20 protein-coding genes are annotated in these 23,823 nt (G+C 70.2%); 11 read left to right on the top strand and 9 right to left on the bottom strand.

The features are described 5' to 3' along the window. Positions 1 to 6: 6 nt before the first annotated feature. Entirely contained in the window at positions 7 to 996 is a 990-nt protein-coding gene (locus tag DGO_RS06705; protein ID WP_014684724.1) for an HD domain-containing phosphohydrolase, read from the bottom strand. A gap of 155 nt (positions 997 to 1,151) precedes the next feature. On the opposite strand from DGO_RS06705, the gene mnmA reads away from it, so the two are divergent. The 3 genes from mnmA to DGO_RS06720 all read left to right on the top strand — a co-directional run bounded on the left by mnmA (position 1,152) and on the right by DGO_RS06720 (position 3,896). After that, positions 1,152 to 2,294, top strand: coding sequence for a tRNA 2-thiouridine(34) synthase MnmA (mnmA, locus tag DGO_RS06710; protein ID WP_014684725.1), 1,143 nt, complete (start codon positions 1,152 to 1,154; stop codon positions 2,292 to 2,294). Between the two features lie 44 nt (positions 2,295 to 2,338). After that, complete coding sequence (locus DGO_RS06715; RefSeq protein WP_043801464.1) at positions 2,339 to 2,932, top strand: TetR/AcrR family transcriptional regulator; 594 nt, start codon at positions 2,339 to 2,341, stop codon at positions 2,930 to 2,932. 130 nt (positions 2,933 to 3,062) lie between these two features. Then, a complete protein-coding gene (locus tag DGO_RS06720; protein WP_014684727.1) occupies positions 3,063 to 3,896 on the top strand; it encodes an alpha/beta fold hydrolase in 834 nt (277 codons plus the stop codon). Between the two features lie 81 nt (positions 3,897 to 3,977). On the opposite strand, the gene DGO_RS06725 is transcribed toward DGO_RS06720, so the two are convergent. After that, positions 3,978 to 4,679, bottom strand: coding sequence for an SDR family NAD(P)-dependent oxidoreductase (locus tag DGO_RS06725; RefSeq protein WP_014684728.1), 702 nt, complete (start codon positions 4,677 to 4,679; stop codon positions 3,978 to 3,980). 113 nt (positions 4,680 to 4,792) lie between these two features. Between DGO_RS06725 and DGO_RS06730 the strand changes: the two genes are divergently transcribed. After that, on the top strand, positions 4,793 to 5,644 hold the full coding sequence (locus tag DGO_RS06730; protein WP_014684729.1) for a helix-turn-helix transcriptional regulator: 852 nt from the start codon (positions 4,793 to 4,795) through the stop codon (positions 5,642 to 5,644). 302 nt (positions 5,645 to 5,946) lie between these two features. On the opposite strand, the gene recG is transcribed toward DGO_RS06730, so the two are convergent. Continuing rightward, on the bottom strand, positions 5,947 to 8,301 hold the full coding sequence (gene recG, locus DGO_RS06735) for an ATP-dependent DNA helicase RecG (protein WP_014684730.1): 2,355 nt from the start codon (positions 8,299 to 8,301) through the stop codon (positions 5,947 to 5,949). A gap of 120 nt (positions 8,302 to 8,421) precedes the next feature. Between recG and cax the strand changes: the two genes are divergently transcribed. Next, positions 8,422 to 9,498 carry a calcium/proton exchanger gene (gene cax / locus DGO_RS06740; protein WP_043801467.1) on the top strand — a complete coding sequence of 359 codons (1,077 nt, stop codon included), beginning with the start codon at positions 8,422 to 8,424 and terminating at the stop codon, positions 9,496 to 9,498. 62 nt (positions 9,499 to 9,560) lie between these two features. Here the strand turns inward: cax and DGO_RS06745 are convergent, their stop codons facing one another. Beyond that, entirely contained in the window at positions 9,561 to 10,517 is a 957-nt protein-coding gene (locus DGO_RS06745) for a hypothetical protein (protein ID WP_014684732.1), read from the bottom strand. 293 nt (positions 10,518 to 10,810) lie between these two features. Continuing rightward, on the bottom strand, positions 10,811 to 12,247 hold the full coding sequence (locus DGO_RS06750; RefSeq protein WP_083847237.1) for an MDR family MFS transporter: 1,437 nt from the start codon (positions 12,245 to 12,247) through the stop codon (positions 10,811 to 10,813). Between the two features lie 197 nt (positions 12,248 to 12,444). Here DGO_RS06750 and fdhF point away from each other — a divergent pair, with 197 nt between their 5' ends. From fdhF to DGO_RS24610, 5 genes are all read left to right on the top strand, one after another. After that, positions 12,445 to 15,516 carry a formate dehydrogenase subunit alpha gene (gene fdhF, locus DGO_RS06755; protein ID WP_083847238.1) on the top strand — a complete coding sequence of 1,024 codons (3,072 nt, stop codon included), beginning with the start codon at positions 12,445 to 12,447 and terminating at the stop codon, positions 15,514 to 15,516. Positions 15,517 to 15,586: 70 nt separating this feature from the next. After that, positions 15,587 to 16,099, top strand: a complete 513-nt coding sequence (locus DGO_RS06760; protein WP_014684735.1) for a helical membrane plugin domain-containing protein — start codon at positions 15,587 to 15,589, stop codon at positions 16,097 to 16,099. 37 nt (positions 16,100 to 16,136) lie between these two features. After that, on the top strand, positions 16,137 to 16,922 hold the full coding sequence (locus DGO_RS06765) for a formate dehydrogenase accessory sulfurtransferase FdhD (protein ID WP_226991483.1): 786 nt from the start codon (positions 16,137 to 16,139) through the stop codon (positions 16,920 to 16,922). A 165-nt stretch (positions 16,923 to 17,087) separates the two neighbouring features. Continuing rightward, entirely contained in the window at positions 17,088 to 18,443 is a 1,356-nt protein-coding gene (locus DGO_RS06770) for an L-lactate MFS transporter (protein WP_226991484.1), read from the top strand. Positions 18,444 to 18,455: 12 nt separating this feature from the next. Continuing rightward, positions 18,456 to 18,578, top strand: a complete 123-nt coding sequence (locus DGO_RS24610) for an MFS transporter small subunit (RefSeq protein WP_014684738.1) — start codon at positions 18,456 to 18,458, stop codon at positions 18,576 to 18,578. Between the two features lie 61 nt (positions 18,579 to 18,639). On the opposite strand, the gene DGO_RS06775 is transcribed toward DGO_RS24610, so the two are convergent. Continuing rightward, on the bottom strand, positions 18,640 to 19,998 hold the full coding sequence (locus tag DGO_RS06775; RefSeq protein WP_014684739.1) for an acyl-CoA dehydrogenase family protein: 1,359 nt from the start codon (positions 19,996 to 19,998) through the stop codon (positions 18,640 to 18,642). Positions 19,999 to 20,271: 273 nt separating this feature from the next. Between DGO_RS06775 and DGO_RS06780 the strand changes: the two genes are divergently transcribed. Continuing rightward, entirely contained in the window at positions 20,272 to 20,730 is a 459-nt protein-coding gene (locus DGO_RS06780; RefSeq protein ID WP_014684740.1) for a hypothetical protein, read from the top strand. Between the two features lie 15 nt (positions 20,731 to 20,745). On the opposite strand, the gene DGO_RS06785 is transcribed toward DGO_RS06780, so the two are convergent. From DGO_RS06785 to DGO_RS06795, 3 genes are all read right to left on the bottom strand, one after another. Next, positions 20,746 to 22,209, bottom strand: a complete 1,464-nt coding sequence (locus DGO_RS06785) for a class-III pyridoxal-phosphate-dependent aminotransferase (RefSeq protein ID WP_043801473.1) — start codon at positions 22,207 to 22,209, stop codon at positions 20,746 to 20,748. A 10-nt stretch (positions 22,210 to 22,219) separates the two neighbouring features. Continuing rightward, entirely contained in the window at positions 22,220 to 23,017 is a 798-nt protein-coding gene (locus DGO_RS06790; RefSeq protein WP_014684742.1) for a hypothetical protein, read from the bottom strand. 118 nt (positions 23,018 to 23,135) lie between these two features. Then, a complete protein-coding gene (locus DGO_RS06795; RefSeq protein WP_014684743.1) occupies positions 23,136 to 23,783 on the bottom strand; it encodes an NUDIX hydrolase in 648 nt (215 codons plus the stop codon). Between the last annotated feature and the right edge of the window lie 40 nt (positions 23,784 to 23,823).

A 23,823-nucleotide genomic window follows, 5' to 3' on the forward strand; every position in this document is an offset into this window, starting at 1 on the left:
CGCGCCTCAGGCCGGCCACACCTCTTCCTGCACCAGCCGGGTAAAGACCTCGACCATGTGGGGGTCGAGCTGCCGGCCGGCCTGGAGGGCCAGCTCGGTCAGCGCCTGCTCCCGTGTCCAGGCCACCTTGTAGGGCCGCTCGCTGAGCAGGGCGTCGTACACGTCCACCACCGCGAACAGCCGGGCCAGGTACGGAATCGCCTCGCCGCCGAGCCCGTCGGGGTAGCCCCCCCCGTTCCAGTGCTCGTGGTGGTGGCGCACGAGTTGCAGGGCGGCGGCCGGCACGAATTCCAGCGCCGTCGCCAGCCGCTCGCCCTCGGCCGAGTGGCGCTGCATCTCCTGGCGCTCCTCGCGGGTCAGCGGGCCGGACTTGTGCAGGATGCGCCCCGGCACCGCCACCTTGCCCAGGTCGTGGAGCGAAGCCCCCAGCCGCAGGTGGCCCAGCACCTCGGGCGACAGGCCCAGCGCCGTGCCGAGCTGCGTGGCGAGCAGCGTCACCCGCTCGGTATGGCTGCTCGTATCGCGGTCGCGGACCTCCAGGGTCAGTGCCAGGGCCCGCAGCGCCGCCTCGCGGGTGGCGAGCAGGTCCTGTTCGGCGCGTTTCTGGACCTCGATGTCGGTGCAGGTCCCGACCCAGGCCATCTCTTCTTCCAGTTCGCCGCGCACCTGCACCCCCCGGATCAGGAACCAGCGGTAGCCGCCCTCCCGGCCGCGCAGCCGGTACTCGATCTCGTAGTCCCGCCCGCTGCGCACCGCCTCGCGCCAGCGCAGCAGGGTGGGGGGATAGTCCTCGGGGTGCAGGGCCTCCTCGAACCCGAAGCCCCGCGTCTCGCCGACTAGGCCCGTATAGGCGGCCCAGTGCCGGTTGACGTGGTTCCAGTGCCCACCGGCGTCGGCTGTCCAGAGCATGACCGGCATCGCGTCGAGCAGCCGCAGGTAGGCGCCGCCGCGCAGGTCCCTCATCGGGTCCAGAAAGGAAAAGCCGCTGTCGGTCATGGCGGCATTGTAGGAGTCCACCCCAAAATGCCCGAGTGAAAAAAGGGGCTTTGCCCTCCGTACCTGAACGCCAGATGGACGTTTGCCGGCGCCGCCCTCCAAACGCAGTCCCGCTCACGCCGGGTTTTGCCGCCCGTCTGTTAGGCTGCGGCGTTATGACGACGGTTCCGGCGGCCCCGATCCTTCCCCCCTCGCCCTCGCCTGTGGCGGGAGAGCGGGTGCTGTGCGCGATGTCGGGCGGCGTGGATTCCAGCGTGACGGCCGCGCTCCTCAAGGACCAGGGCTATCAGGTCGTGGGGGCCATGATGCGCTTCTGGCCCGACGACAAGCGCGTGGACACCTTCGACTCCTGCTGCTCGCCCGACGCCGCCTACGAGGCCCGGCGCGTGGCCGAGCAGGTCGGTGTGCCGTTCTATCTGCTGGACTACCGCGAGCAGTTCCAGCGCCATATCGTCGGTCCCTTTCTGGACGAGTACGCGCGCGGGCGCACCCCCAACCCCTGCGTGAACTGCAACACCAAGGTCAAGTTCGACGAGCTGGTGAAAAAGGCCCGCATGCTCGGCTGCCGCTACGTGGCGACCGGCCACTACGTCAAGCGGGTCGAGAACGCGCGCGGCGAGGTCGAGTTCTGGCGGGGCGACGATCCCCGCAAGGACCAGACCTACTTCCTGTGGGGGACGCCCCGGGACGCCCTGCCATACATCCTGTTCCCGGTGGGCGAGCTCGAAAAGCCCCAGGTGCGCGAGATCGCCGCCGAAAAGGGCCTGCTGACCGCCCGCAAGCCCGAGAGCCAGAACATCTGCTTCGTGCCGGGCAAGGTGCAGGACTATGTGGCCGAGCAGCTTCCCCAGGCGACCGGCCAGATCCGCGAGATCGCCACGGGCGAGGTCGTGGGCGAGCACCTGGGCACGCAGTTCTACACCCTGGGTCAGAAGAAGGGCCTGGGGCTGTTCCAGTCGCACCGGGTGCGCCATGTGGTTCACCTGGACCCGGCCACCAACACGGTCTGGGTGGGCGACTACGCCGACTGCCTGTGGACCGGGCTGCGCGCCGAGGGGGCCAACTACCTGCTGGACCTCGCGGAGCTGCCGCGCGAACTGGACGTGCAGGTGCGCTACCGCACGGCCCCGGTCCGGGCGCGGGTCACGCAAGCCGACGAACACGGCTTCTCGCTGGAATTCGACGAGCCGCAGTTCGCGGTGGCCCCCGGCCAGAGCGCGGTGCTGTATGCCGGTCCCCGGCTGCTGGGCGGCGGACTGATCGCCGACCACGTGCGCGACCTGCCGGCCCACGCCTGACACACGGTTGACTTGTCTCTACCGACACGTAGATACTTAAAGATATGATTCAGCGGTCTCTCACCGAAAAAGGCGATACGGCCGCACAGATTCTGGATGTGGCGCAGGAGCTCGTGCAGCTCCGGGGCTTCAATGCCGTGAGTTACAGCGACATCAGCCGCCGCCTGGGCATCCGGAACGCCAGCGTCCACTACCACTTTCCGGCCAAGACCGACCTGGGGGTGGCGCTGGTTCGCCGCTACCGCGAGCGCCTGGAAACGCATCTCGCGGCCATCTCGGCGCGGGGGCTGCCCCTGCCCGAGCGGCTCGAAGCCTACCTGCTGGCCTACCGCGAGGTGGTGCATCCCGACGGTCGCATCTGCCTGTGCACCGTGCTGGCCAACGACTACAACACCCTTCCCCCCGCGATGCAGGGCGAGGTCGCGCAGTTTTTCGAGACCAACCGCCGCTGGCTGGCCGCCGCCCTGGCCGAAGGTCAGGAAAGTGGCGAGATGAAGACGCTCCAGTCGCCCGAGCAGTCGGCCGCCGCCCTGCTCGCCGGCCTGGAGGGCGCGATGCTGCTCGCGCGCGCCTCAGGCGACACCGCCCAGTTCGAGCCGCTGGCCCGCGTGCTGCTGCAACAGCTGCGCGCCGCCTGAGCCGGAGCCGCCTGGGCTTCCTGCGGGCAGCCTTTAGGGATTGCTGAAGCTCCTGTCTACCTATGGCTAGGTAACTATAGACTGGACGGGTCAGTCACCCTACGTCGTCTCTTTCAGGAGGTTTCCAGCCATGCCCTATGTCACTGTCGGTCAGGAAAACGGTCAGCCCATCGAACTCTTCTTCGAGGATCACGGCCAGGGCCAGCCGGTCGTGCTCATCCACGGCTATCCCCTCAACGGCCGCTCGTGGGAGCGTCAGGAAGCGGCGCTGCTCCAGGCCGGCTACCGCGTCGTCACCTATGACCGCCGGGGCTTCGGGCAGTCGAGCCAGCCCTCGTCGGGCTACGACTACGACACCTTCGCCGCCGACCTCGACGCGCTGCTCTCGCACCTGAACCTTCAGGACGTGATTCTGGGCGGCTTCTCGATGGGCACGGGCGAGGTCACGCGCTACCTGGGCCGCTACGGCTCGTCGCGCGTCAGCAAGGCCGTCCTGATCGGCGTGATTCCGCCGTATCTCCTCAAGACGGCCGACAACCCCGAGGGTGTGGACGCCAGCGTGTTCGAGGGCATCAAGGACGCGATCCGCAAGGACCGTTTCGCGTATCTCACGGACTTCTTCGACAACTTCTACAACACCGACAAGCTCAAGGGCACCCGCGTGAGCGACGAGGTCATCCACGCGAACTTCAACCTCGCGGCGCGCGCCTCGGCCATCGCCACCCTGCGCTGCGTGGACACCTGGCTGGAGGACTTCCGCGCCGACGTGGCCAAGATCGACGTGCCCACGCTGATCATCCACGGCGACGCCGACCGGGTGCTGCCCATCGACTCGACGGCCCGCCGCCTTCCGGCGCTCATCCAGGGCAGCGAGCTGGTGGTCGTCGAGGACGGCCCCCACAACATCCTGTGGACCTTCCCCGAAGAGGTGAATACGGCCCTGCTCAACTTCCTGAAGAAGTGAGGCGGCAGGCGCGGGCGGCCCTCCGGAGTGGGGGCCGCCCGCGCCTGTGCCGGTCCGGCGGTGGTCTACCGGCGCACCGGCCTACCAGCGGACAGGGCCGAAGCGGTCGATGAACCGCCCGGTGCCGGCCTCCGGGCCCTCTGTCGCCAGGGCGACGATGGCGTCGGTGCCCTCCTGCACGGTCTGGTGGCCGCTGTGGCCGTTGAAGTCGGTCGCGGTGTAGCCGGGGTCGGCCGCGTTGAAGCGGATGTCCGGCAGCGCCCGGGCGTACTGCGTGGTGAGCATGGTGACGGCCGACTTCGACGCCGTGTAGAGCGGCGCGACGACGCTGGACTCGACCCGCCCGGGGTCGTGTGTGAGGGCGAAGGACCCCATACCGCTGCTGACGTTGACCACCGCCGGGCGCGCCGAGCGCCGCAGCAGGGGCAAGAAGGCGTGGGTCACGCGCACGATGCCGGCCACGTTGGTGTTGAGGATGTCCAGGGCGTCGGGGCCGGTGAGCTGGTCGGCGCTGCCATGCGCCCCGATGATCCCGGCGTTGTTGACGAGCACGTCGATGTGCCCCTCGTACGCCTGGACGTCGGCGGCGGCGCGGGCGACCGAGGCGTCGTCGGCCACGTCGATGAGCACGAAGCGCGCCCCGGCCCCAAGGCGCTCGGCGGCGGCCCGGCCACGCTCCGGGTCGCGGGCACCGATCAGGACCGTGTGGCCCAGGTCGCGCAGGCGGCGGGCGGTCTCGAAGCCCAGACTCTTGTTGGCGCCGGTAATGAAGGTGATGGTCATGGCGTCAGTGTGCGTCGCGGCCCGGTGGGCAACCAGTGACGGCGCAGCGGTAGGACGGGCAGTCCCACCCTGGGCAGTCCGGACGTGTCCGGCGCGGCGCTAGACTCGGGACCATGACCACCGCCGATACCAGCCTGGGGGCGACCCTGCGGATGTGGCGCGACCGCCTCTCGCCGCCCCAGCCCGCCCGGGGGGCCGGGGGACCGCGCCGGGCGGCGGGCCTGAGGCGCGAGGAACTGGCCGAGCTGGCCGGCGTGTCGGTCGATTACCTCGTGCGGCTCGAACAGGGCCGGGCGACCACGCCGTCGGCCCCGGTCGTCGCCGCGCTGGCCCAGGCCCTCCAGCTCAGCCGCCCCGAGCGCGACCACCTCTACCGCCTGGCGGGACTTCAGCCGCCCGGCGACCGGGCCGTCAGCGGCCGCATCTCGCCGGGGGTGCAGCGGGTCTTGCAGCGTCTGGGCGAGGTGGCCGTGGCCGTCTTTACGGCCGACTGGCACCTCATGTGGTGGAACCGCAGCTGGGCCGCGCTGCTGGGCGACCCGTCCGGCGCCGCGCCCGAGGACCGCAATTTCGTCTATGCCCGCTTTCCGGTGCCGGGTCGGCGCAGCGGCCTCGCGGCCTGGCCGGTGCAGTCCGACCGGCCGGAGGCGACCGACCGCGCGGTGGTCGCCGACCTGCGCCGTGTGGTCACGCAGTACCCGGACGATCCCCGTCTGGCCGGGCTGCTGCGTGAGCTGCTGGACGGCAACCCCGAGTTCGCCCGGCTGTGGCGTACGGGCGTGGTCGGTGAACACGTCGAGGACCGCAAGACGGTGCACCATCCCCTCGTCGGCGAGATCGTGGTGGACTGCGACGTGCTCTCGGCCGGCGAGGACGGCCTGCGCATCGTCGTGCTGACCGCCGCCGCCGGCAGCCCCGACGCCCTCAAGCTGGAGCAGCTGCGCCGCGCCGCGTCGTCCGCCTGAGCTGCGCGGCATTCACGCGGAGCGCCGTTCGTGTCGTCGCTCAACCGGGAGAGTGCCGGGTCATCGGCTTCACGTCCGGAAGCCGCTTTCCTCTGGTCTGGGCAGGCCTGCCCTGCTCGGACCAACTCACGCCACAAACGTCGGAGAGGCGTCGGGACCGGACCCTCTGGGCAGTGAGGGTGAATCCGGCCGGGGACTGCCCCCAGGCCCAGCGGCCCCGTCCAACCGCTGTCCTTTCCACGTGCTCCCTCCCCTCGATTCAGAGAACCAGGGTCATCCCCCGGTCCCTCTGAATTCTGTTCTCAGATCACCTCGCGGAAGGCCACGCTCTGCGAGCGGCTCTGCAACTCGGCGCGCAGGTAGCCCAGGCGCGGATGCTCCAGCCGGGGGTCGTGGGCCAGGATGTGCTTGGCGAGTTCGCGCGCCTGCTCGATGATCTCGGCGTCGTTGGCGAGGTCGGCCAGCCGCAGGTCCGGAATGCCGCTCTGGCGGGTGCCGCGCAGCTCGCCGGGGCCGCGCAGCTTGAGGTCGGCCTCCGCGATCACGAAGCCGTCGGTGGACCCCTCGATGATCTTCAGGCGCTGACGGGTCTTTTTGCTGTGCTCGCCGGCCACGAGCACGCAGTAGCTCTTGGCGCTGCCACGCCCGACCCGGCCCCGGAGCTGGTGGAGCTGCGCGAGGCCGAAGCGCTCGGCGTTCTCGATGACCATCACCGAGGCGTTGGGCACGTCCACCCCCACCTCGATGACGGTCGTGGACACGAGCACGTCGAACTCGCGCGCCCGGAAGCGTTCCATCACATGGTCCTTCTCGGCCGCCGACATCTTGCCGTGCAGCAGGTCCACGCGCGCCTCGGGCAGCAGCACCTTGAGGTCGTCGGCGAGCTGCGTGGCCGCCAGCAGCTCCAGGTTCTCGTTCTCCTCGATGAGCGCCGTGACCACGAAGGCCTGCCGCCCCTCGCGGATCTGGCGCATGACGAAGCCGTAGGCCTGCGCGCGGTGCGTATCCTGAATGAGTTTGGTCTCGACCGGCGTGCGCCCCGGCGGCAGTTCGTCGATAATGCTGAGTTCCAGATCGCCGTAGGCCGTGAGCGCGAGGCTGCGCGGAATGGGCGTGGCCGACATGACGAGCACGTCGGGCCGGCTTTTCAGCAGCCTGCGCCGCTGCTGCACGCCGAAACGGTGTTCTTCGTCCACCACCGCGAGCCCCAGGTGGTCGAACTGCACGTTCTCCTGGATGAGGGCCTGCGTGCCCACGACCACGTCCACGTCGCCCTGGGCGATGCGTGTCTGCATCTCCAGCTTGGCCTTCGGGGTCATTGCGCCGATGAGCAGCCCCACCCGCACGTCGAGCTGCCCGAGATACCCCACGAGGTTGGCGTAGTGCTGCCGCGCCAGGATCTCGGTCGGGGCCATCAGCGCGCCCTGGTAGCCGTCGCGCACGGCGAGGTACAGCGCGCAGGCGGCCACCGCCGTCTTGCCGCTGCCCACGTCGCCCTGCACCAGCCGGGCCATCTGGCGGTCGCTGCGCATGTCGTCGGTGATCTCCAGCAGCACGCGGCGCTGCGCGTTCGTGAAGCGGAAGGGCAGCGCGCCCTCGAAGGTGTGGATGTCCTCGCCACGTGCCTCGAACCGCTTGCCCTGCAACACGGCGTCCTCGCCCTGGAGCAGCATCCGCAGTTCGAGGAACAGGTACTCGTCGAAGCGCAGCCGGGCGGTGGCGCGCGACAGGTGCGCCTCGTCGCCGGGCAGGTGGATGCCCCACAGCGCGTCTCCCAGGTCGGTCACGCCGTACTTCTGGCGCCAGTGGATCGGCAGGTAGTCGCCGGGCGGCGCGGCCTGGAGCGCCTTGTGGGCGGCGCGGCGCAGGAACTCCTGCGAGATGCCCTCCTTGCTGTCGTACACGCCCACGATGCGCCCGGTGCTCAGCGAGTCCTGCGCGCCGTCCACCGTCTCCAGGTGCTCGACGCCCAGCTGTACGCTGCGCCCGAACTTCTTGACCCGGCCCGTCAGGACCAGCCGCGCGCCCTCCTTGAGCTGGCGCTCGACCCAGGGCTGGTTGAACCAGCTCGCGCGCACCCGCCCGCCCGAGGGCGTCTCCAGCACGATCTCCAGAATCTGCATGCCCGGCTTGGGGCTGCGGCGGTGCTTGCTGACGACCTGCCCCGACACCGTGACCTTCTGCCCCTCCTCGACCTCCGAGAGGTCGGGCAGCGCGCGGCGGTCCTCGTGGCGGTGCGGGTAGGCGTGCAGCACGTCGCGCAGCGTGTGCAGGCCCAGGGTCGCGAGTTTGCGCGCGCCGCCGGGGCCGGTGTCGAGCCGCGCGGTCTCGGCGTCCAGGGGCAGGCGCTCGCCGGGGGCGGCCTGCGGGGGGGCGGTGCGGGTGGCCTGGGCGCGGGGGCGCGGCCCCCTGTCGCCGGCCTTCTTCTCGGCGGCGTCCAGCAGGGCCAGCGCGGCCCCCAGGGCTTCGGCGCGCTCGGGGCCGCCCAGCGCCGCGTAGCCGCCCAGCTTCTCGCGCACCTGCGGAAAGGGGCTGGCCAGCGGCGAGGCCAGCAGCCGCTCGACCCCGCCCGCCACCACGCGGTCGTGGCAGCCTCCGGCGAGTTCCGCCGCCAGGGGCCGCCGCAGCCGCTCTCGCATTTCCTGAACCGTCGCCATGCCGCGCCCAGGCTAGCAGGCGGGGCGCGGCCCGATTGGGAGCTGCGGCGGCGGCGGCCGGCCCGTTTCATCTGACCGTTACAATCCGCGCATGTCCGATTTCTCCGCCGAGGCCCTGCCGTGAAGTGGCTCAACGTGCTGCTGGTGTTCCTGCCCATCGCCGCCTTTCTGGAATACACCGGGGGCAACCCCACCCTGATCTTCATCAGCGCGGCCCTCGCCATCTTGCCTCTGGCGGGCATCATGGGGCAGGCCACCGAGCAGCTCGCGGTGCGTGCGGGCAGCGCCGTCGGCGGGCTGCTCAACGCCACCTTCGGCAACGCGACCGAGCTCATCATCGCCTTCTTCGCACTTCAGGCGGGCAAGCTGGAGGTGGTCAAGGCGAGCCTCATCGGCTCGATCCTGGGCAACCTGCTGCTGGTCATGGGTCTGGCGGTATTCGTCGGCGGCCTGAAATACAAGGAGCAGCGGTTCAACATCAAGACGGCCGGGGCCATCTCCAGCCTCCTGACCATCAGCCTGATCGCCCTGAGCATCCCGACCATCTTCGACTACGCCGCGCGGGCGGTCGCCCCCGAGCTGGCCGCGCAGCTCGACGTGAATCTCTCGGACGCGGCGGCGGTCGTGTTGATCGTCATGTACGTGTCCTACCTGCTCTTTACGCTGCGCACGCACAGCGACCTGCTCTCGGCCTCCGACGACGACGATGCCGAGGAACCGGACGGCAAGCCCTGGAGTGTGGCGCTGGCGGTCGGTGTACTGGCCGCGAGCACGGTGGCGGTCGCCTTCATGTCTGAGTTCCTGGTCGGCACGCTGGAGGCCGCGACCGCGAGCCTGGGCCTCACCGAGTTCTTCGTGGGCCTGATCCTCATTCCCATCATCGGCAACGCGGCCGAACACGCCGCCGCCGTCATGTTCGCGCTGCGCAACAAGATGAACCTCTCCATGACCATCAGTCTGGGGAGTACGGTGCAGGTCGCGCTGCTCGTCGCGCCGCTGCTGGTCCTCGCGGGTCTGCTCGTCGGGCAGCCGATGAACCTGGTGGTCACGCCCCTGGAACTCATCGCCATCGTGGCCGCCGTCCTGATCGCCAACTCGGTGGTGCGTGACGGAGAAACCAACTGGCTGGAGGGCGTGCTGCTGCTGGGGGTCTACGTCATCCTGGCCTTCGCGGTGTTCTTCTACCCGGTCCCCTGAACGGACCACGGAAATGCGCCGCGCCCGGTCAAGGGGCGCGGCGCATTGTTGAGCGGAGGGCTTCAGCGCTTGGTGTTGGCGCGCACGTCGCTGACCGGCACGGCGGGGGCGGTGCGGGTGGTCGCGGCGCTGCGGGCACCCATCACGGCGGCGAGCAGCGTCAGGCCGCTGGCGAGCAGCCAGGCCCAGCCGGCGGTGCTGGCGGCGCCGCGCGCGGCCTGTTCGGCGGCCTGGGCGGTGCGGGTGGCCTGGGTCTCGATCCGGTCCACGGCCTTGTTGATTTCGGTCTGCACTTCGGTCGCCTGGGCGTTGCTCAGGCCCTGGCGCTCCAGACGGGTCACGAACTGCTCGCCGCTCAGCGCCTGACGGATGTTCTGCACGCGGGCCTGGGCGAAGTCGGTGACGTTGGTCAGGTCGGTGTTGCCCAGGTCGTACTGCGCGCGGCGCACGATGCCCGACACCACGTTGGCGGTGGCGCTCACCTGTTCCTGGTTGAGGTTGGTGTTGTCGGCGATCAGGCCCTCGACGTCGGCGGGCGAGATGTTGTTGAAAAAGCCCTGTACGCCGGGGGTCTGGGCAGCGCCCGCACCCGCAGCGGCGGCGCCGGTCGCGGCCGTGCCCACCACGCCGCTCACGACGTTGGTCGCGGTGCCCACGAGGCGGCTCGCGCCGTTGAAGGCGAACAGCGTGGTCAGCAGGACGATCAGGCCGCCGGTGATCAGGCCGGTCATGGTGGCGTCACCGTGGGTCATGGCGGCGATGCCGTCGTCGTTCCGGGTGGCAGGGACGCTGGCACGTACGGCGGTCAGGCCGGCGGCGTAGGCGCCCACCAGCGCGGCGATGGCGGCCCAGATGGCGGCGGCGATGCCCACGCCCGTGAGGGTCAAGCCGGTGATGGCGGTGATGACGGCGCCTAGGGCCACGATGGTCAGAGTGCTGACCAGACCCATGACGAGGCCGGCGATGACGCCGCGCCACGAGAGGCGCTGGGAGAGACGGTCGGCGTTCAGTGTGGTCATGGCATACTCCTTTGAAAACAGGGAAAGGGATCAGGAAGCTCGGGGCGGTCGGCTCGGGATACAGACTTGGCCTCTGCTCCGAATGTCCCGACCTTAGCCTCGGAAGTGAGTTTTCGCGCAGCCCCAAGAACTTAAGATGTGACTCATGAGTCAGGCCTGAGAAGTGCCGATGTCGTCTCGGCGCTGCTCAGGCCTGCACTGGTGGGGTGGGGGTTAGAGAACGTTTACGGAGCCTGGAAGGGCGTTCAAGCGTGGCGGCGGATACCGACGGCCCCCACAATTCGCCTGCTCTGCTATTCCAGGCTGGGCGGCGCGCCGCTGTCCGGGGCCGCGCGCACCGCCGGCAGGGCCAGGCTCAGCGCGAAGGCCACCGCCACCAGCCCCAGCGACAGGACGTAGGCCCGGCGCAGGCCCTCGGCCAGCTCGAACCCGCCCGCCGCGATGGCCGCCGGGCCGATGAGCAGGGCCATGATGGCCGTGCCCAGCGCCCCACCCATCTGCCGGGCGAAGAGCACGCCGCTGGTCACCGCGCCCAGCTCGCCGCCCGTGGCCGACTGCTGGGCGGCGAGCAGCAGGCTGAGCATCGCGAAGCCCATGCCCATGCCGACCGCGAAGCCCAGGGCGCTCGTGACCCACAGCGGCGCGTGCACCGCCAGGATGAGCAGCGCGAACATGACGACCAGCAGCGCGAAACCCAGCTGCGAGAGCCGCGCCAGGGGCACCACCCGGATGAGGCGCGCCGAGAGGATGCTCGTCAGGGTCCAGCCGACCAGCATGGGGGTCAGGATGGCCCCGGCCGCCGTCGCGCCGCCCGAGAGGCTCTGGGCGTACAGCGGCAGGTATGCGATGACCCCGAAGTAGGCCGCGCCCCCCAGCAGGTTGCCGGCGAAGGCCACACCCGGCACACGCTCGCGCAGCGCCTTCATGGGCAGCAGGGGAGCGGGGTGGCGCAGCTCGGCGGCGATGGCCCCCGCCAGGACGAGGACCCCCAGGCCCGCGAGGAACCACGCCCGCGTCTCCAGCCCCCAGACGATCAGGGCGCTGCCGGCCGTGAACAGGGCCGCGCCGGGCCAGTCGAGCCGCGCCGCCCGCCGCTCGCCCGTCTGCTTGAGAAACCGGGCCACGAGCGCGAAGGCCAGCACCCCGAAGGGCAGCGACACGAGAAAGGTCCACCGCCACGACAGCGAGTCGGTGAGCCAGCCGCCCAGCAGCGGCCCGGCCAGCCCCGAGATGCCCCACACCCCGCTGATGAAGGCCTGCACCTTGCCGCGTTCCTGAAGGCTGTACAGCTCGCCGACGATGGTCAGCGAGATGGTGAGCAGCGCGCCCGCCCCCAGTCCCTGCACCGCCCGCGCGCCGATGAGCCAGGGCATGTTCTGGGCCGCGCCGCACAGCGCGCTGCCCACCAGGAACAGCAGGACGCCGATGAGGTACAGCTTCTTGCGGCCCAGGATGTCCGACCCCCGGCCCCACAGCGGGCTGGAGACCGTGCTGGTCAGCAGGTACACGGCGAAGGGCAGGGCGTAGAGCGACTCGCCGCGCAGCTCGCGGATCACGCTGGGCATGGCGGTCGAGACCACGCTGGCCTCCATCGCGTTCAGGAAGATGCCCACGACCAGCCCGGTGGTCGCCAGCACCCGCAGGCGCTGCTCGGCCGGGCTGAGGGGAGCGGACTGGTGGGCGGCCCCGGCGACGGGCGTGCCGGGCGGGGCAGAGGCGGAATCGGTCATGCGGCCAAGGCTACTCTCCTGACCTGGAGACGGCACGGGGCCGCCGGCCGGCGTGGGCGGGGTCCACAGACGCCGCGCCGATGAGGACGGAAACCGGCGATCTTCAGCGTTGCTCAATGTTGAAAGGATGCGCGCTCCCTATACTGGCCCGGCGTCCCGCACCCCCTCCCGTTTCGTTGCCCAAAGGTGGATATTTCATGGAACAGACCGACCAGCTTATGCACGCCAACGACGCCCACCTGCGCTCCCGCGTCGGTCCGGCCCACCAGCCCAGCGGCCCCGAAACCTCCGTCGTCATCGACGGGGCGTCCTTCCAGGCCTGGGAGGGCGAACCGCTCATCGACGCCATCAACCGCGCCCAGATCAAGCTCGCGCAGGTGTGCTACCACCCGCAGCTCGGCCCCATCCAGACCTGCGACACCTGCGCCGTCGAGATCGACGGAACGGTCGGCCGCGCCTGCGGCACCCGCGTCACGCCCGGTATGACGGTGCGTACCCAGACGCTCGCCGCCCGCTCGGCGCAGCGCGACGCCTACGACCGCATCGTGGGCAACCACGACCTGTACTGCACGGTCTGCGACAACAACAACGGCAACTGCACGGTCCACAACACCCTGGGCCTGCTGGGCATCGACCACCAGACCCGCCCCTACCAGCCCAAGGGCTACGAGAAGGACGAGTCCAACCCCTTCTACCGCTACGACCCCGACCAGTGCATCCTGTGTGGGCGCTGCGTCGAGGCCTGTCAGAACGTGCAGGTCAACGAGACCCTGAGCATCAACTGGGAGTCCGAGCAGCCCCGCGTGCTGTGGGACGGCGGCGCGCCCATCGGCGAGTCAAGCTGCGTGAGCTGCGGCCACTGCGTCACCGTGTGCCCCTGCAACGCCCTGATGGAAAAATCCATGATCACCGAGGCGGGCATGTTCACGGGCATTCCGTTGCCGGTCTGGAACGCCTCCATTGATCTGGTCAAGGGGGTCGAGGGCGCGGCCGGGCTCAAGCCCATCATGAACGTCTCGGAAATCGAGTCGGCCGGGCGTGAGGGCTACATCGAAAAGACCAAGACGGTCTGCACCTATTGCGGGGTGGGCTGCTCCTTCGAAATCTGGACGAAAGACCGCCACATCCTCAAGGTCGAGCCGGGCCAGGGACCGGCCAACGGCATCTCGACCTGCGTGAAGGGCAAGTTCGGCTGGGACTACGTGAACAGCGAGGAACGCCTGACCAGCCCGCTGATCCGCGAGGGCGACCGCTTCCGCGAGGCGAGCTGGGAGGAGGCGCTGGACCTGATCGCCCGCAAGTTCACCGAGATCAGGGGTCAGCACGGCCCCGACGCCCTGGCCTTCATCGCCAGCAGCAAGGCCACCAACGAGGAAGCCTTCCTGGTGCAGAAGTTCGCCCGGCAGGTCATCGGCACGAACAACGTGGACAACTGCTCGCGCTACTGCCAGTCGCCGGCCACGCAGGGCCTGTGGCGCACGGTGGGCTACGGCGGCGACTCGGGGACCATCTACGACATCGAGAACGCCGGGCTGGTGCTGGCGGTCGGCACGAACACCGCCGAATCGCACCCGGTCCTCGCCACCCGCGTCAAGCGGGCGCACAAGCTCGCGGGCCAGAAGCTCGTCGTCGTGGACATCCGTGAGCACGAGATGGCCAGGCGCGCCGACGTCTTCCTGCGCCCCAGGCCCGGCACCGACTTCGTGTGGCTCTCGGCCATCAGCAAGTACATCCTCGACAACGGGCTGGAGGCCAAGGCGTTCCTGGCCGAGCGTGTCAACGACCTCGAGGAGTTCCGCCGCTCCATCGAGGGCTACACGATGGAGTACGCCGCCGAGGAGACCGGCATCGCCCGCGAGGAACTGGAAAAGCTCGCGCACATGATCGTCGAGTCGTCGGGCACCTGCGTGCTGTGGGCGATGGGCGTCACGCAGCAGTGCGGCGGTTCGGACACGAGCACGGCCATCTCCAACCTGCTGCTGGTCACCGGCAACTACGGGCGCACCGGCACGGGCGCCTACCCCCTGCGCGGGCACAACAACGTGCAGGGCGCGTCGGACATGGGGGCCATGCCCGACCGCACGAGCGGTTACCTCAAGACCACCGATCCCCTGAACATCCAGACCCACGAGCGCGAGTGGGGCGTGACCCTGCGGCCCGAGCGCGGCCTGGACAACACCCAGATGATCGACGCGGCCATCGAGGGCAAGCTCAAGTCGCTGTGGCTGACCGGCGAGGAGATGGGCCTGACCGACGCCGATTCCAACCACCTCATCAAGGGGTACGAGTCGCTGGACTTCTTCGTGGTGCAGGACCTGTACTTCACCTACACCGCGCAGTTCGCGGACGTGGTGCTGCCCGCCAGCCCCAGCCTGGAAAAGGACGGCACCTTCACGAACACCGAGCGCCGCATCCAGCGGCTGTACCAGGCCATGGAACCCCTGCGCGGCACCCGGCCCGACTGGCGCATCTATACGGCCGTCGCCAAGCGCCTGGGCCACGACTGGGGCTACACGCACCCCAGCCAGATCATGGATGAGGTCGCGCGCCTCTCGCCCATCTTCTCGGGCGTGAGCTACGAGCGCCTGGAGGGCTTCGGGTCGCAGGTATGGCCCGTGAACGCCGACGGCACCGGTACGCCGCTGCTGTACACCGAGCGCTTCAACTTCCCCGACGGCAAGGCCAAGCTGTATCCGGCCGAATACCAGCCGCGCCAGCACGCGCCCAACGCCGAATTCGACCTGCACCTGAACTCGGGCCGGATGCTGGAGCACTTCCATGAGGGCAACATGACCTTCAAGGTCGAGGGCATCGCCGAGAAGGCCCCCGATTCCTTCGTCGAGCTCAGCCCCGAACTGGCCGCCGAGCGCCGCGTGACGACCGGGCAGTACGTACGCCTGATCAGCGAGAGCGGCGCGATCCGCCTGCGCGCCCTGGTCACCGGCCGGGTAAGCGGCAACGAGGTCTACGTGCCGATGAACTCGGCCAAGTCGGAGAACGCGGTCAACCACCTCACCGGCCAGAACCGCGACCCCGTGACCCACACGCCCGCCTACAAGGACACCCGCGTGCGCATGGAGGTGCTGACCGAGACCGGCCCCAGCCCCCTCCCCAAGACCAACCCGCGCTACGGGCACCCGACCCCGCAGACCGGTGTGGAGGTCGAGCGCAAGTGGCAGCGTCCGGACTACATCTTCCCCGGCGGCGAGCTGGCGATGCTGGGCGACAGCCTCAACCGCCGTGTGGACGGCCTGGGCACCGACGACTGAAGCGGGGCGGGGGAGGGCGCGGCGTGGGCCGGTCCTTCCCCCCTCTTTCCCGACCTCCTGAGGAACAGACATGGCCAAAGCACTGGAATTTACCCCGCGCGTCAAAACTCCCGAAGAAAAGCTGGGCGAGAGTGTCCACGATTCGGCCCCTGCGCTCGACGAGAGCCTCAAGCTTCTGCGCGAGCTGCACGAACACGGCGTGCTCGACGTGCTCATCAAGCTGGTGCGCGGCGGCGAGGGCCTGAGCGCCTCGGCCATCCACATCCTGGGCGGCAAGAGCGGTACGGCGATCCTGCGCAACGGCGTGGAGATCGTCAAGATTCTCGACGGCCTGGATCACCGTGAGCTGCGGGCGCTGGGCCACGGCCTGCAACTCGGCGTGAGTCAGGGCGCGCAGCACGTGGCCCAGGGCAAGGGCGTGGGGCTGGGCGACCTCGTGGGCCTGATGCGTGACCGCGACGTGCAGCTCGCGCTGGGGGCCATCTTCGGGCTGCTCAAGGGGCTCGGGCGCGGCCTGCGGGAGGCGCGCGGCGAGGACACCGAGACCGGCAACCAGCGCGAGGTGGACCGCGGCGCACGCTGAGCCCGACCCCCCGCCGGGCCCGGGCGCGCTGCTGCGCGTGCCGGCCCTGCGCCTCGTCGGGGGCCGGCCGGAAGCGCGGGAAGACCTGCTGGCGGTTGAGGAGCCTCTCGAATTGCGGCTGCACGGCCCGGACAGTCCCCTGGTCCTGGCTGTCCTCATGCGCACGCCCGGCCACGACCGCGAACTGCTCACCGGTTGGCTGGTTTCCGAGGGCCTGCTGCCCGCCGAGCGGACGCTGGACCCCGATCCCGAGAACCCCAACGTCTGGCACCTGCACACGCCCGAACACGCCCGGCTGGCCCTGGGGGCGCGGCTGGGGGTATCGTCGAGCGCCTGCGGGGTATGCGGCAGTGGCAGCGTCGAGCGCCTCGCCGTGCGCGCGGAAGCGCCCCGGTGGACCGGTGGCCTGCTGGACCCGGCCATGGTCGCGGCGCTGCCCGAGCGCCTGCGGGCCGCGCAGCCGGGCTTCGCGGCGACGGGCGGACTGCACGCGGCGGGCCTGTTCACGCCGCAGGGGAAGCTGCTGGCCGCCTTCGAGGACGTGGGCCGCCACAACGCCACCGACAAGGCGGTGGGCTGGGCCACGCTGCGCGGCGACCTGCCGCTCTCCGGACAGGTGCTGGCCGTCAGCAGCCGAGCCGGCTTCGAGATCGTGCAGAAGGCGGTCACGGCGGGCGCGGCGGTGGTCGTGGCGGTCGGGGCGGCCAGCAGCCTCGCCGCAGACACGGCCGCCACCTTCGGGGTGACGCTCTGCGCCTTTACCCGCGAGGGCCGCTTCACCGTCTATGCGGCCCCCGGGCGCCTCGCCCTCCCCGGAGCGTGAGGGAAAACTCAAGGTCCGCCCGAGACAGGTCGGGTCCACGTCCCCGCCCGGACGGCATACTGCCCCTACCGTTGCACGTCAAACCAAATAGGTAGGGGGACATACGATATGGGACTGTTGGACCGTGAACATTCCGTGGCCGGGCCCGGATGGAGCCGCTGGCTGGTGCCACCCGCCGCGCTGGCCGTCCACCTGAGCATCGGGCAGATCTATGGCTATTCGGTGTTCAACAAGCCGCTCACCCGCCAGATCGGCGGCGACCTGACGGCCGCCACCGGCGCGGCCGGCGACTGGTCGCTCTTTCAGGTCGGGCTGATCTTCAGCGTGGCGCTGTTTTTCCTGGGGGCCAGCAGCGCCCTGTTCGGCAAGTGGGTCGAGCGCGAAGGGCCGCGCAAGACCATGTTCACGAGCGCGCTGCTGTTCTGCGGCGGCTTTTTCGTGGCGGCGCTGGGGGTCAAGCTGCATAGCCTTCCGCTCATCATCTTCGGCAACGGCGTGCTGGGGGGCATCGGGCTAGGGCTGGGGTACATCTCGCCGGTCAGCACGCTCATCAAGTGGTTCCCCGACCGGCCCGGCCTCGCCACCGGCATGGCGATCATGGGTTTCGGCGGCGGCGCGCTCATCGGCAGCCCGCTGGGCACCGCCCTCATGAACCGCTTCGCCGGCGACGGCACCCTGGGCGTGGGCACCACCTTCCTGATCATGGGAGCCGCGTACCTCGTGTTCATGATCTTCGGGGCCTTCCTGGTGCGCGTGCCCGCCGAGGGCTGGCGGCCGGCAGGCTGGACGCCGCCCGTCACGCAGGCCAACGCCATGATCTCCTCGCACAACGTGCTGGTGGACCAGGCCTTCCGGACCCCGCAGTTCTGGCTGCTGTTCGCGGTGCTGTTCCTGAACGTGACGGCGGGCATCGGCGTGCTCGGGCAGGCCAGCGTAATGATCCAGGAGATGTTCAGCGACGCCGTGCGCGGCGCGGGCCTGGGCGTCACGGCCGCCGCTGCTGCGGGCTTCGTCGGCCTGCTCAGCATCTTCAACATGGCGGGGCGCTTCTTCTGGAGCAGCACGAGCGACCGCATCGGCCGCAAGCCCACCTACATGGTGTTCTTCGCGCTCGGGGCCGTGCTGTACTTCCTGATTCCGCTGTTTGGCCGCCTGGGCAACCTGCCGCTGTTCGTGCTGTGCTTCGCGGTCATCATCAGCATGTACGGCGGGGGCTTCGCGACCATTCCGGCCTACCTGCGCGACCTGTTCGGCACCGCCAACGTGGGGGCCATCCACGGCCGCCTGCTGCTGGCCTGGAGCGCCGCCGCCATCGTCGGCCCCAGCCTCCTGAACGGCTTCCGTGACCGCCAGATCGCCGCTGGGGTGCCCGCCGCCCAGGCCTACTCGACCGTGATGTACATCATGGCCGCGCTGCTGGTCCTGGGCTTCGTCGCCAACCTGATGGTGCGCCCGGTCGCCAGCCGCTTCTGGGCCGACCACAACCCTGCCCCGGCCGGCGCCGTGTCGGCCGACGACTGAAGGAGCCCTGCCATGACCGACAACCGCACGCCGCAGCCCACCGCCCTCATCGCCGTGACCTGGCTCGTCGTCGCCGTGCCCCTGCTGTGGGGCATCTGGGAGACGCTGGTGAAGGTGGTCGCCCTCTTCCGCTGAGCAGGCCGCAGAAAAGCGCCGCCAGGGTCACGGCCCCGGCGGCGCTTTCGCGTACCTGTCCTTACACGAAGGCGCTCAGACCCGTCACCGCGCGGCCCACGACCAGGGTGTTGATTTCGTTGGTGCCCTCGTAGGAGTAGATGGCCTCGGTGTCCGCGAAGTGCTTGGCGACGCCGTTTTCCAGCAGGATGCCGTTGCCCCCCAGCGTCTCGCGGGCCAGGGCCACCGTCTCGCGGCAGCGCGCGGCCGTGACCACCTTGGCGAGCGCGGCGTGCTCGTCGCGCATCTCGCCCGCGTCGGCCATGTGCGACAGGCGCAGCACGGTCGCCAGCATGCCCGTCACGTTGCCCAGCATGTGGACGAGGTGGTTCTGGATGAGCTGGAACTCGCCGATGCGCTTGCCGAACTGCTCGCGGTTCTGGGCGTAGGCCAGCGCCAGTTCGTAGGCGCCCATCGCGCAGCCCACCCCCTGCCACGCCACCCCGGCGCGCGTGAGCTTGAGCACCTCGGCGGTCGTGCGCCAGCCGCGCACCTCCTGAAGGCGGTCGGTGTCGGGCACGCGGCAGTCGGTCAGGGTGATCTGGCCGTTTTCCACGATGCGCAGGGCGGTCTTGCCCTCGATCTTCTTGACCTCGTAGCCGGGCGTGCCCGCGCGCACGATGAAGCCGCGCACCTCCTGGGTGTCCACGTCGCGCGCCCAGATCACCGTGAAGTCGCTGAAGGTCGAGTTGCCGATCCACTTCTTCTCGCCGCGCAGGGTCCAGCCGTCGCCGTCGCGCTTGCAGGTCGTGCGCATGCCCTGGCTGACCTGCGAGCCGCCCTCGGGCTCGGTGAGGCCGAAGGCCCCGATGGCTTCCAGGTCCATCATCTTGGGCAGCCACTCGGCCTTCTGCTCGGCGCTGCCGCCCAGGGCGATGCTGGCGAAGGCCAGGCCCGCATGCACGCCGAAGAAGACGGCGGTGCTCACGTCCACCTTGCAGGCCTCCATCGTGATCAGGCCCTCGACGACCGTCGCGTTGGGTTTGCGGCTGCCGTCCTCGTTCCAGACCTTGCGCAGCAGGTCGAGCTTGCGCAGCTCGGGGATGAGGTGGCGCGGGAACTCGTCGCGGTTCCAGTATTCGTTCATGATGGGCGCGACATGGTCGTGCATGAACGCCTTCGTGGTCGCGGCCACGGCGCGCTCGTCGTCGCTCAGGCCGTCCAGTTGCCCGAAGAAGTCGGCGTCGGGCGCCGGCAGTTCGGGGCGCTTGTGCTCGCCGCCCGCCATCATCCGCGTGAGCTGCGAGAGCTGCTTGTCGCTCATCTTCGACGCGGCGCCCAGCAGCGCGGCGAGGTCCACCTTCTCGCTCAGGCGGCCCAGCGCCTCCAGGTCGATCTGGGCGAGCAGGGCCATCGGGTTCGGGCCGGATTTGGTGGTCATGAATCTATTTTGTACTCGGTCCAAATAAGTGGAACAGTGTCCTGCCCTACGCAGCCCCGCCCCCAGGCATTGAGCAAGACTTGAGAGATGGGCCGTCGTGCGGTGTGGGGCAGGGCAGGCGCGTAGCATCGCGGCAATGGGAGCGATTTCGGATAGGGCACGGACGACGGGCAGGCCGGTCGGCAGGGGGACGGGGCTGGCGAGGGCCGCCGCGTGACCTCCGCCTCCGGCGCGCGTCCGACGCGGCCCCTGTCCGGCAAGCCCGCCGGATATATGGGGCTGGCGAGCTATTCCAGCCTGGGGCGGCTGTGGGCGCTGCTGCGCGGGGCCGAGGCGCAGGGCCGCACGGTCTCGCTCGTGCGCGGCGACCCGCCCGAGACGGCGCGGCGGCGCGTCGCGGGCTACGCCCTGAGCGGCGCGGGCTTTTTCGTGGACCCGGCCCCGCTGGTCGTCGAGCTGGAGGACGGTTTCGAGACGCACCCGGCGCTGGTGGCCCTGCTGGCGGGCGACAGTGGGCCGCTGCGTGACGAGCTGAATGCCCATTTCGAGCTGCGGCTCGACTTCGTGGTGGCGCTGACGGCGGGGCGCGACCTCATCGTGCGCCCCGAATTCGCCTTCCGGCCGCTGGTGCCCGGCCTGAGCACCCTGCCGCCCCGGTTGCCCCTGCGTGCCCGGCGGCTGGCCCGCGACGAGGTGAACGTACTGCTGCTGCGCGCCTGTGGGCTGGGGTAGGGGGCGGCAGGGGCCTCAGCCGTCGCTGGGGGTGCGCTTCTTGGGCTTGCTCGCCGCGAAGGCGGCCAGTCTGGCAAGGAGTTGCGGCGGCGTGTTGGTCAGCAGGTAGCGCGAACTGGGGTTGAACTGGGCGAAGCGCTCGACGCGGTCCAGCATCTCCGTGAACACGTCCCCGGGCATGTCCAGCGCCGGGGTCAGGCGCACGGTGCGTTTGCTGCTCAGGCTGAGATTGGCCATGACGCCGGCATTGTGCAGTTCGCGTAGGGCCAGGATGGCGGTCGCCTCATGCGCGAGTTCCTTCAGGGCGCCGGGCAGCGGCAGGCCTACGACCGGCTGGAACTGCATCGCCATGAGCAGGCCCTGGCCGCGGACCGTCTCCAGCAGGCGCGGAAAGCGGCGCTGCACTTCCTGCAAGTGCGCCAGCCCCTGCTTGCCCAGCTCCAGACTGCGGGCCGGAAAGTCGTTCTCGACGAGGTATTCCAGGGACTTCAGGCCGACCGCCATCGCCAGGGCCCCGCCGCCGAAGGTGTTCGAGTGCCGCTTGCTGCTCAGGCCGCCGAGCATCTTCTTGTAGATGGGGCCGCGCACGATGGTCGCGCCGACCGCCGTCATGCCGCCGCCCAGCGGCTTGGCGAGCGTGACGATGTCGGGGTCCAGGCCCTGCGCCGCCGACTCGAACCAGTGGCCGGTGCGCCCCAGGCCGGTCTGGATCTCGTCGGCGATCACCACGATGCCGTGCTGGCGGCACAGCTCGCCCAGGCCGCTCAGGAAACCGGGCGGGGGAATGTTCACGCCGCCCTCGCCCTGGATGGGTTCGACGACCACCGCGATCACCTTGTCCGGCCCCAGGCGGCGGATCAGGTCGCGCAGGGCCTGGAGGTCGCCGTAGGGGCTGGTGAGGGCGCCCGGCACCAGCGGCCGGAAGATGTCCTGGTACTCGGGGTTGGGCGTGAGGCTCAGGGCGCCGTAGGTCTTGCCGTGGTACCCGCTGGAAAAGGAGATGAAGGCCCGCGCCCTGGGGCGCCACGCCTTGGCGAACTTCATCGCGCCCTCGATGGCCTCGGTGCCGCTGGAACAGAAAAATACCTGGCTGTCCTCGTGGCTGGGCAGCTCGCGGGCCAGCAGCCGCACGAGGTTGGCCTCCAGCGCCGCGCGCCAGGGTGAACTGGACTGCTGGGCCAGCCCCATCGCGCGGTTGTGGTCGAGGTAGCCGTGCAGGAATTCGGTCAGGACGGGCGGCATCTCGCCGAAGGGGGTGGCCGCGTAGCCGCTCGCGTTGATGCGCCGCCGGCCCCGCTCGTCCTCGAGTTCCCAGGGCGTCACGCGAGAGAACGGCCCCCCCACCCCGATCAGGTCAAGGCCGTAGAGCAGTTCCTCGTTGCCGTACTGCTGTTCGAGCCGCCGCGTCTCGGCGGGTGCCAGGCGACCATCCAGCACGTCCTGCGCGCGGATGAAGTCTCGGGGAAGGCCAGGGGTCATGCGCAGCAGTCTAGCGGCGCAGCCCCCGGCTCAGGTCGTGGGCCAGGCCCGGGGGGACATGCAGGCCCAGCGCGGCGGCGAGTTCGGCGGTCCAGGCCCAGGCCTCGGCGTAATGGATTTCCAGGCGGTCCAGAGGGCCGGTCGTCCGGGCGTAGCGTTCCAGCGCCGCGCCGCCTAGCTCCCACTCCGCGAGCCGCGAGGGGTTGACCCAGTGCCCGGTCTGTCCGTCCGCCAGCCGGACCAGCCGTAGCAGGCCGCCCCGCACCCAGGCCAGCAGCTCGTGGGCGCGGATCCGCTCGCCGCGCGCCAGCACGTTGGCCCCGAACACCAGCCAGCCCAGCAGCCGGTCGAGGATGCCCTGCACCTCGGCGGCCGGGTCGGGCTGCGCCCGGGTACCCAGGCGGCGCAGTGCCCCGGCCAGACGCCCGTCCGTGTCCTTGACGGACATCCGGGTGGGGTCGGCGTGGGCGGCGGGCCAGCCCGCGAGATCCGCGAGGCGGCCCGGCGTCTCGGCGTGGATTTCGAGGCGCAGCAGCCCGTCCAGCACGAAGTTGGGCGTGCCGAAGTCGTTGACGAAAAAGTGCCGGATACGGAAGGGCGAGTCCCGCAGCACCCCGCCGACCCAGGCCAGTACGTCGAGCCGGGCAGGGTCCGGCAGATAGAGGAAATATTCCAGATCGCTGAACCTGTCGGCCGCGCCCTGCGTAAAGCTGCCGTAGGCGAGGGCGTGGGTGATCCGGGGGTCGCGTCTGGCCGCCTCCCGAATCAGGTGGTCAAGATGGTCGTGAGGGAAAAGCTGGACGGTCATTCAGAAACCTCGGCGGCGCAGCGGGACTGGAGGAGGCTGACCCTTCCCGACAAGGACCGTCCTGAAACTGAGGGGACCGCGGGGGCTGTTCTCGCCCCCAGCGTTTCCGGGAGCCGGTTCAGTCCACGTCTACCCCGAGCGCCGGGTCGCGGGCCAGCTCCACCGCGCGGCGCACCTGCTCGGGAAGATTGCGGCCCAGGCTCAGGGGCGGCAGGGCGTCCGGCGCGAAAAAGGCACTCTCCAGCGTCTCGATATTCTCGGTGTGCGCCGTCTCGGGACCGGTCAGCTCGCACAGCAAGAACAGCTTGTAGACCGCCCACAGGTCGGGCGGGTGCGGATGCTGGGCCTTGTCGAGCGCGGCGAGCAGACGCACGGCCCGCACCTCGCGGCCGGTTTCCTCGCGTACCTCGCGCACGGCGATCATGCGCGGACTCTCGCCGGGGTCGGCCCAGCCGCCGGGCAGGCTCCAGCGGCCGTCCTCGCGCTCGCGGGTCAGCAGCACCTCGCCGGCCGCGTTCAGCACGACCGCCCGCACGTCCACCTTGGGGGTCAGGTAGCCCTGCTCGGCCCGCAGGATTTCCGTGACCTCGGCCACGTCCTGCCCGGTCCGGGCGGCCAGCAGCTCGGCCGTCAGGTCGCGCAGCCGCCCGAAGCGTTCGCGGTCGTAGGGATCGCGGGTGTAGGTCAGGCCCGCCTGGGCGATGGAGTGCAGCTCCTGGAGCTGGGCCAGGGTGGGGGAGGGGTCGGGGCGTGCGGAGGGGTCCATAGGCAGCACTGTAGGCCGCCGGGCCCGAGCCGCTACACTC

Source organism: Deinococcus gobiensis I-0 (genome assembly GCF_000252445.1).
GTDB classification, from domain to species: domain Bacteria; phylum Deinococcota; class Deinococci; order Deinococcales; family Deinococcaceae; genus Deinococcus; species Deinococcus gobiensis.

Coding starts and splice junctions, on each gene's coding strand:
- recG (WP_014684730.1), bottom strand. CDS start 8,301: ATGGCGACGGTTCAGGAAATGCGAGAGCGGCTGCGGCGGCCCCTGGCG.
- mnmA (WP_014684725.1), top strand. CDS start 1,152: ATGACGACGGTTCCGGCGGCCCCGATCCTTCCCCCCTCGCCCTCGCCT.
- DGO_RS06790 (WP_014684742.1), bottom strand. CDS start 23,017: ATGACCGTCCAGCTTTTCCCTCACGACCATCTTGACCACCTGATTCGG.
- DGO_RS06720 (WP_014684727.1), top strand. CDS start 3,063: ATGCCCTATGTCACTGTCGGTCAGGAAAACGGTCAGCCCATCGAACTC.
- DGO_RS06780 (WP_014684740.1), top strand. CDS start 20,272: ATGGGGCTGGCGAGCTATTCCAGCCTGGGGCGGCTGTGGGCGCTGCTG.
- DGO_RS24610 (WP_014684738.1), top strand. CDS start 18,456: ATGACCGACAACCGCACGCCGCAGCCCACCGCCCTCATCGCCGTGACC.
- DGO_RS06785 (WP_043801473.1), bottom strand. CDS start 22,209: ATGACCCCTGGCCTTCCCCGAGACTTCATCCGCGCGCAGGACGTGCTG.
- fdhF (WP_083847238.1), top strand. CDS start 12,445: ATGGAACAGACCGACCAGCTTATGCACGCCAACGACGCCCACCTGCGC.
- DGO_RS06705 (WP_014684724.1), bottom strand. CDS start 996: ATGACCGACAGCGGCTTTTCCTTTCTGGACCCGATGAGGGACCTGCGC.
- DGO_RS06795 (WP_014684743.1), bottom strand. CDS start 23,783: ATGGACCCCTCCGCACGCCCCGACCCCTCCCCCACCCTGGCCCAGCTC.
- DGO_RS06725 (WP_014684728.1), bottom strand. CDS start 4,679: ATGACCATCACCTTCATTACCGGCGCCAACAAGAGTCTGGGCTTCGAG.
- DGO_RS06775 (WP_014684739.1), bottom strand. CDS start 19,998: ATGACCACCAAATCCGGCCCGAACCCGATGGCCCTGCTCGCCCAGATC.
- DGO_RS06745 (WP_014684732.1), bottom strand. CDS start 10,517: ATGACCACACTGAACGCCGACCGTCTCTCCCAGCGCCTCTCGTGGCGC.
- DGO_RS06750 (WP_083847237.1), bottom strand. CDS start 12,247: ATGACCGATTCCGCCTCTGCCCCGCCCGGCACGCCCGTCGCCGGGGCC.
- DGO_RS06760 (WP_014684735.1), top strand. CDS start 15,587: ATGGCCAAAGCACTGGAATTTACCCCGCGCGTCAAAACTCCCGAAGAA.
- DGO_RS06730 (WP_014684729.1), top strand. CDS start 4,793: ATGACCACCGCCGATACCAGCCTGGGGGCGACCCTGCGGATGTGGCGC.
- DGO_RS06715 (WP_043801464.1), top strand. CDS start 2,339: ATGATTCAGCGGTCTCTCACCGAAAAAGGCGATACGGCCGCACAGATT.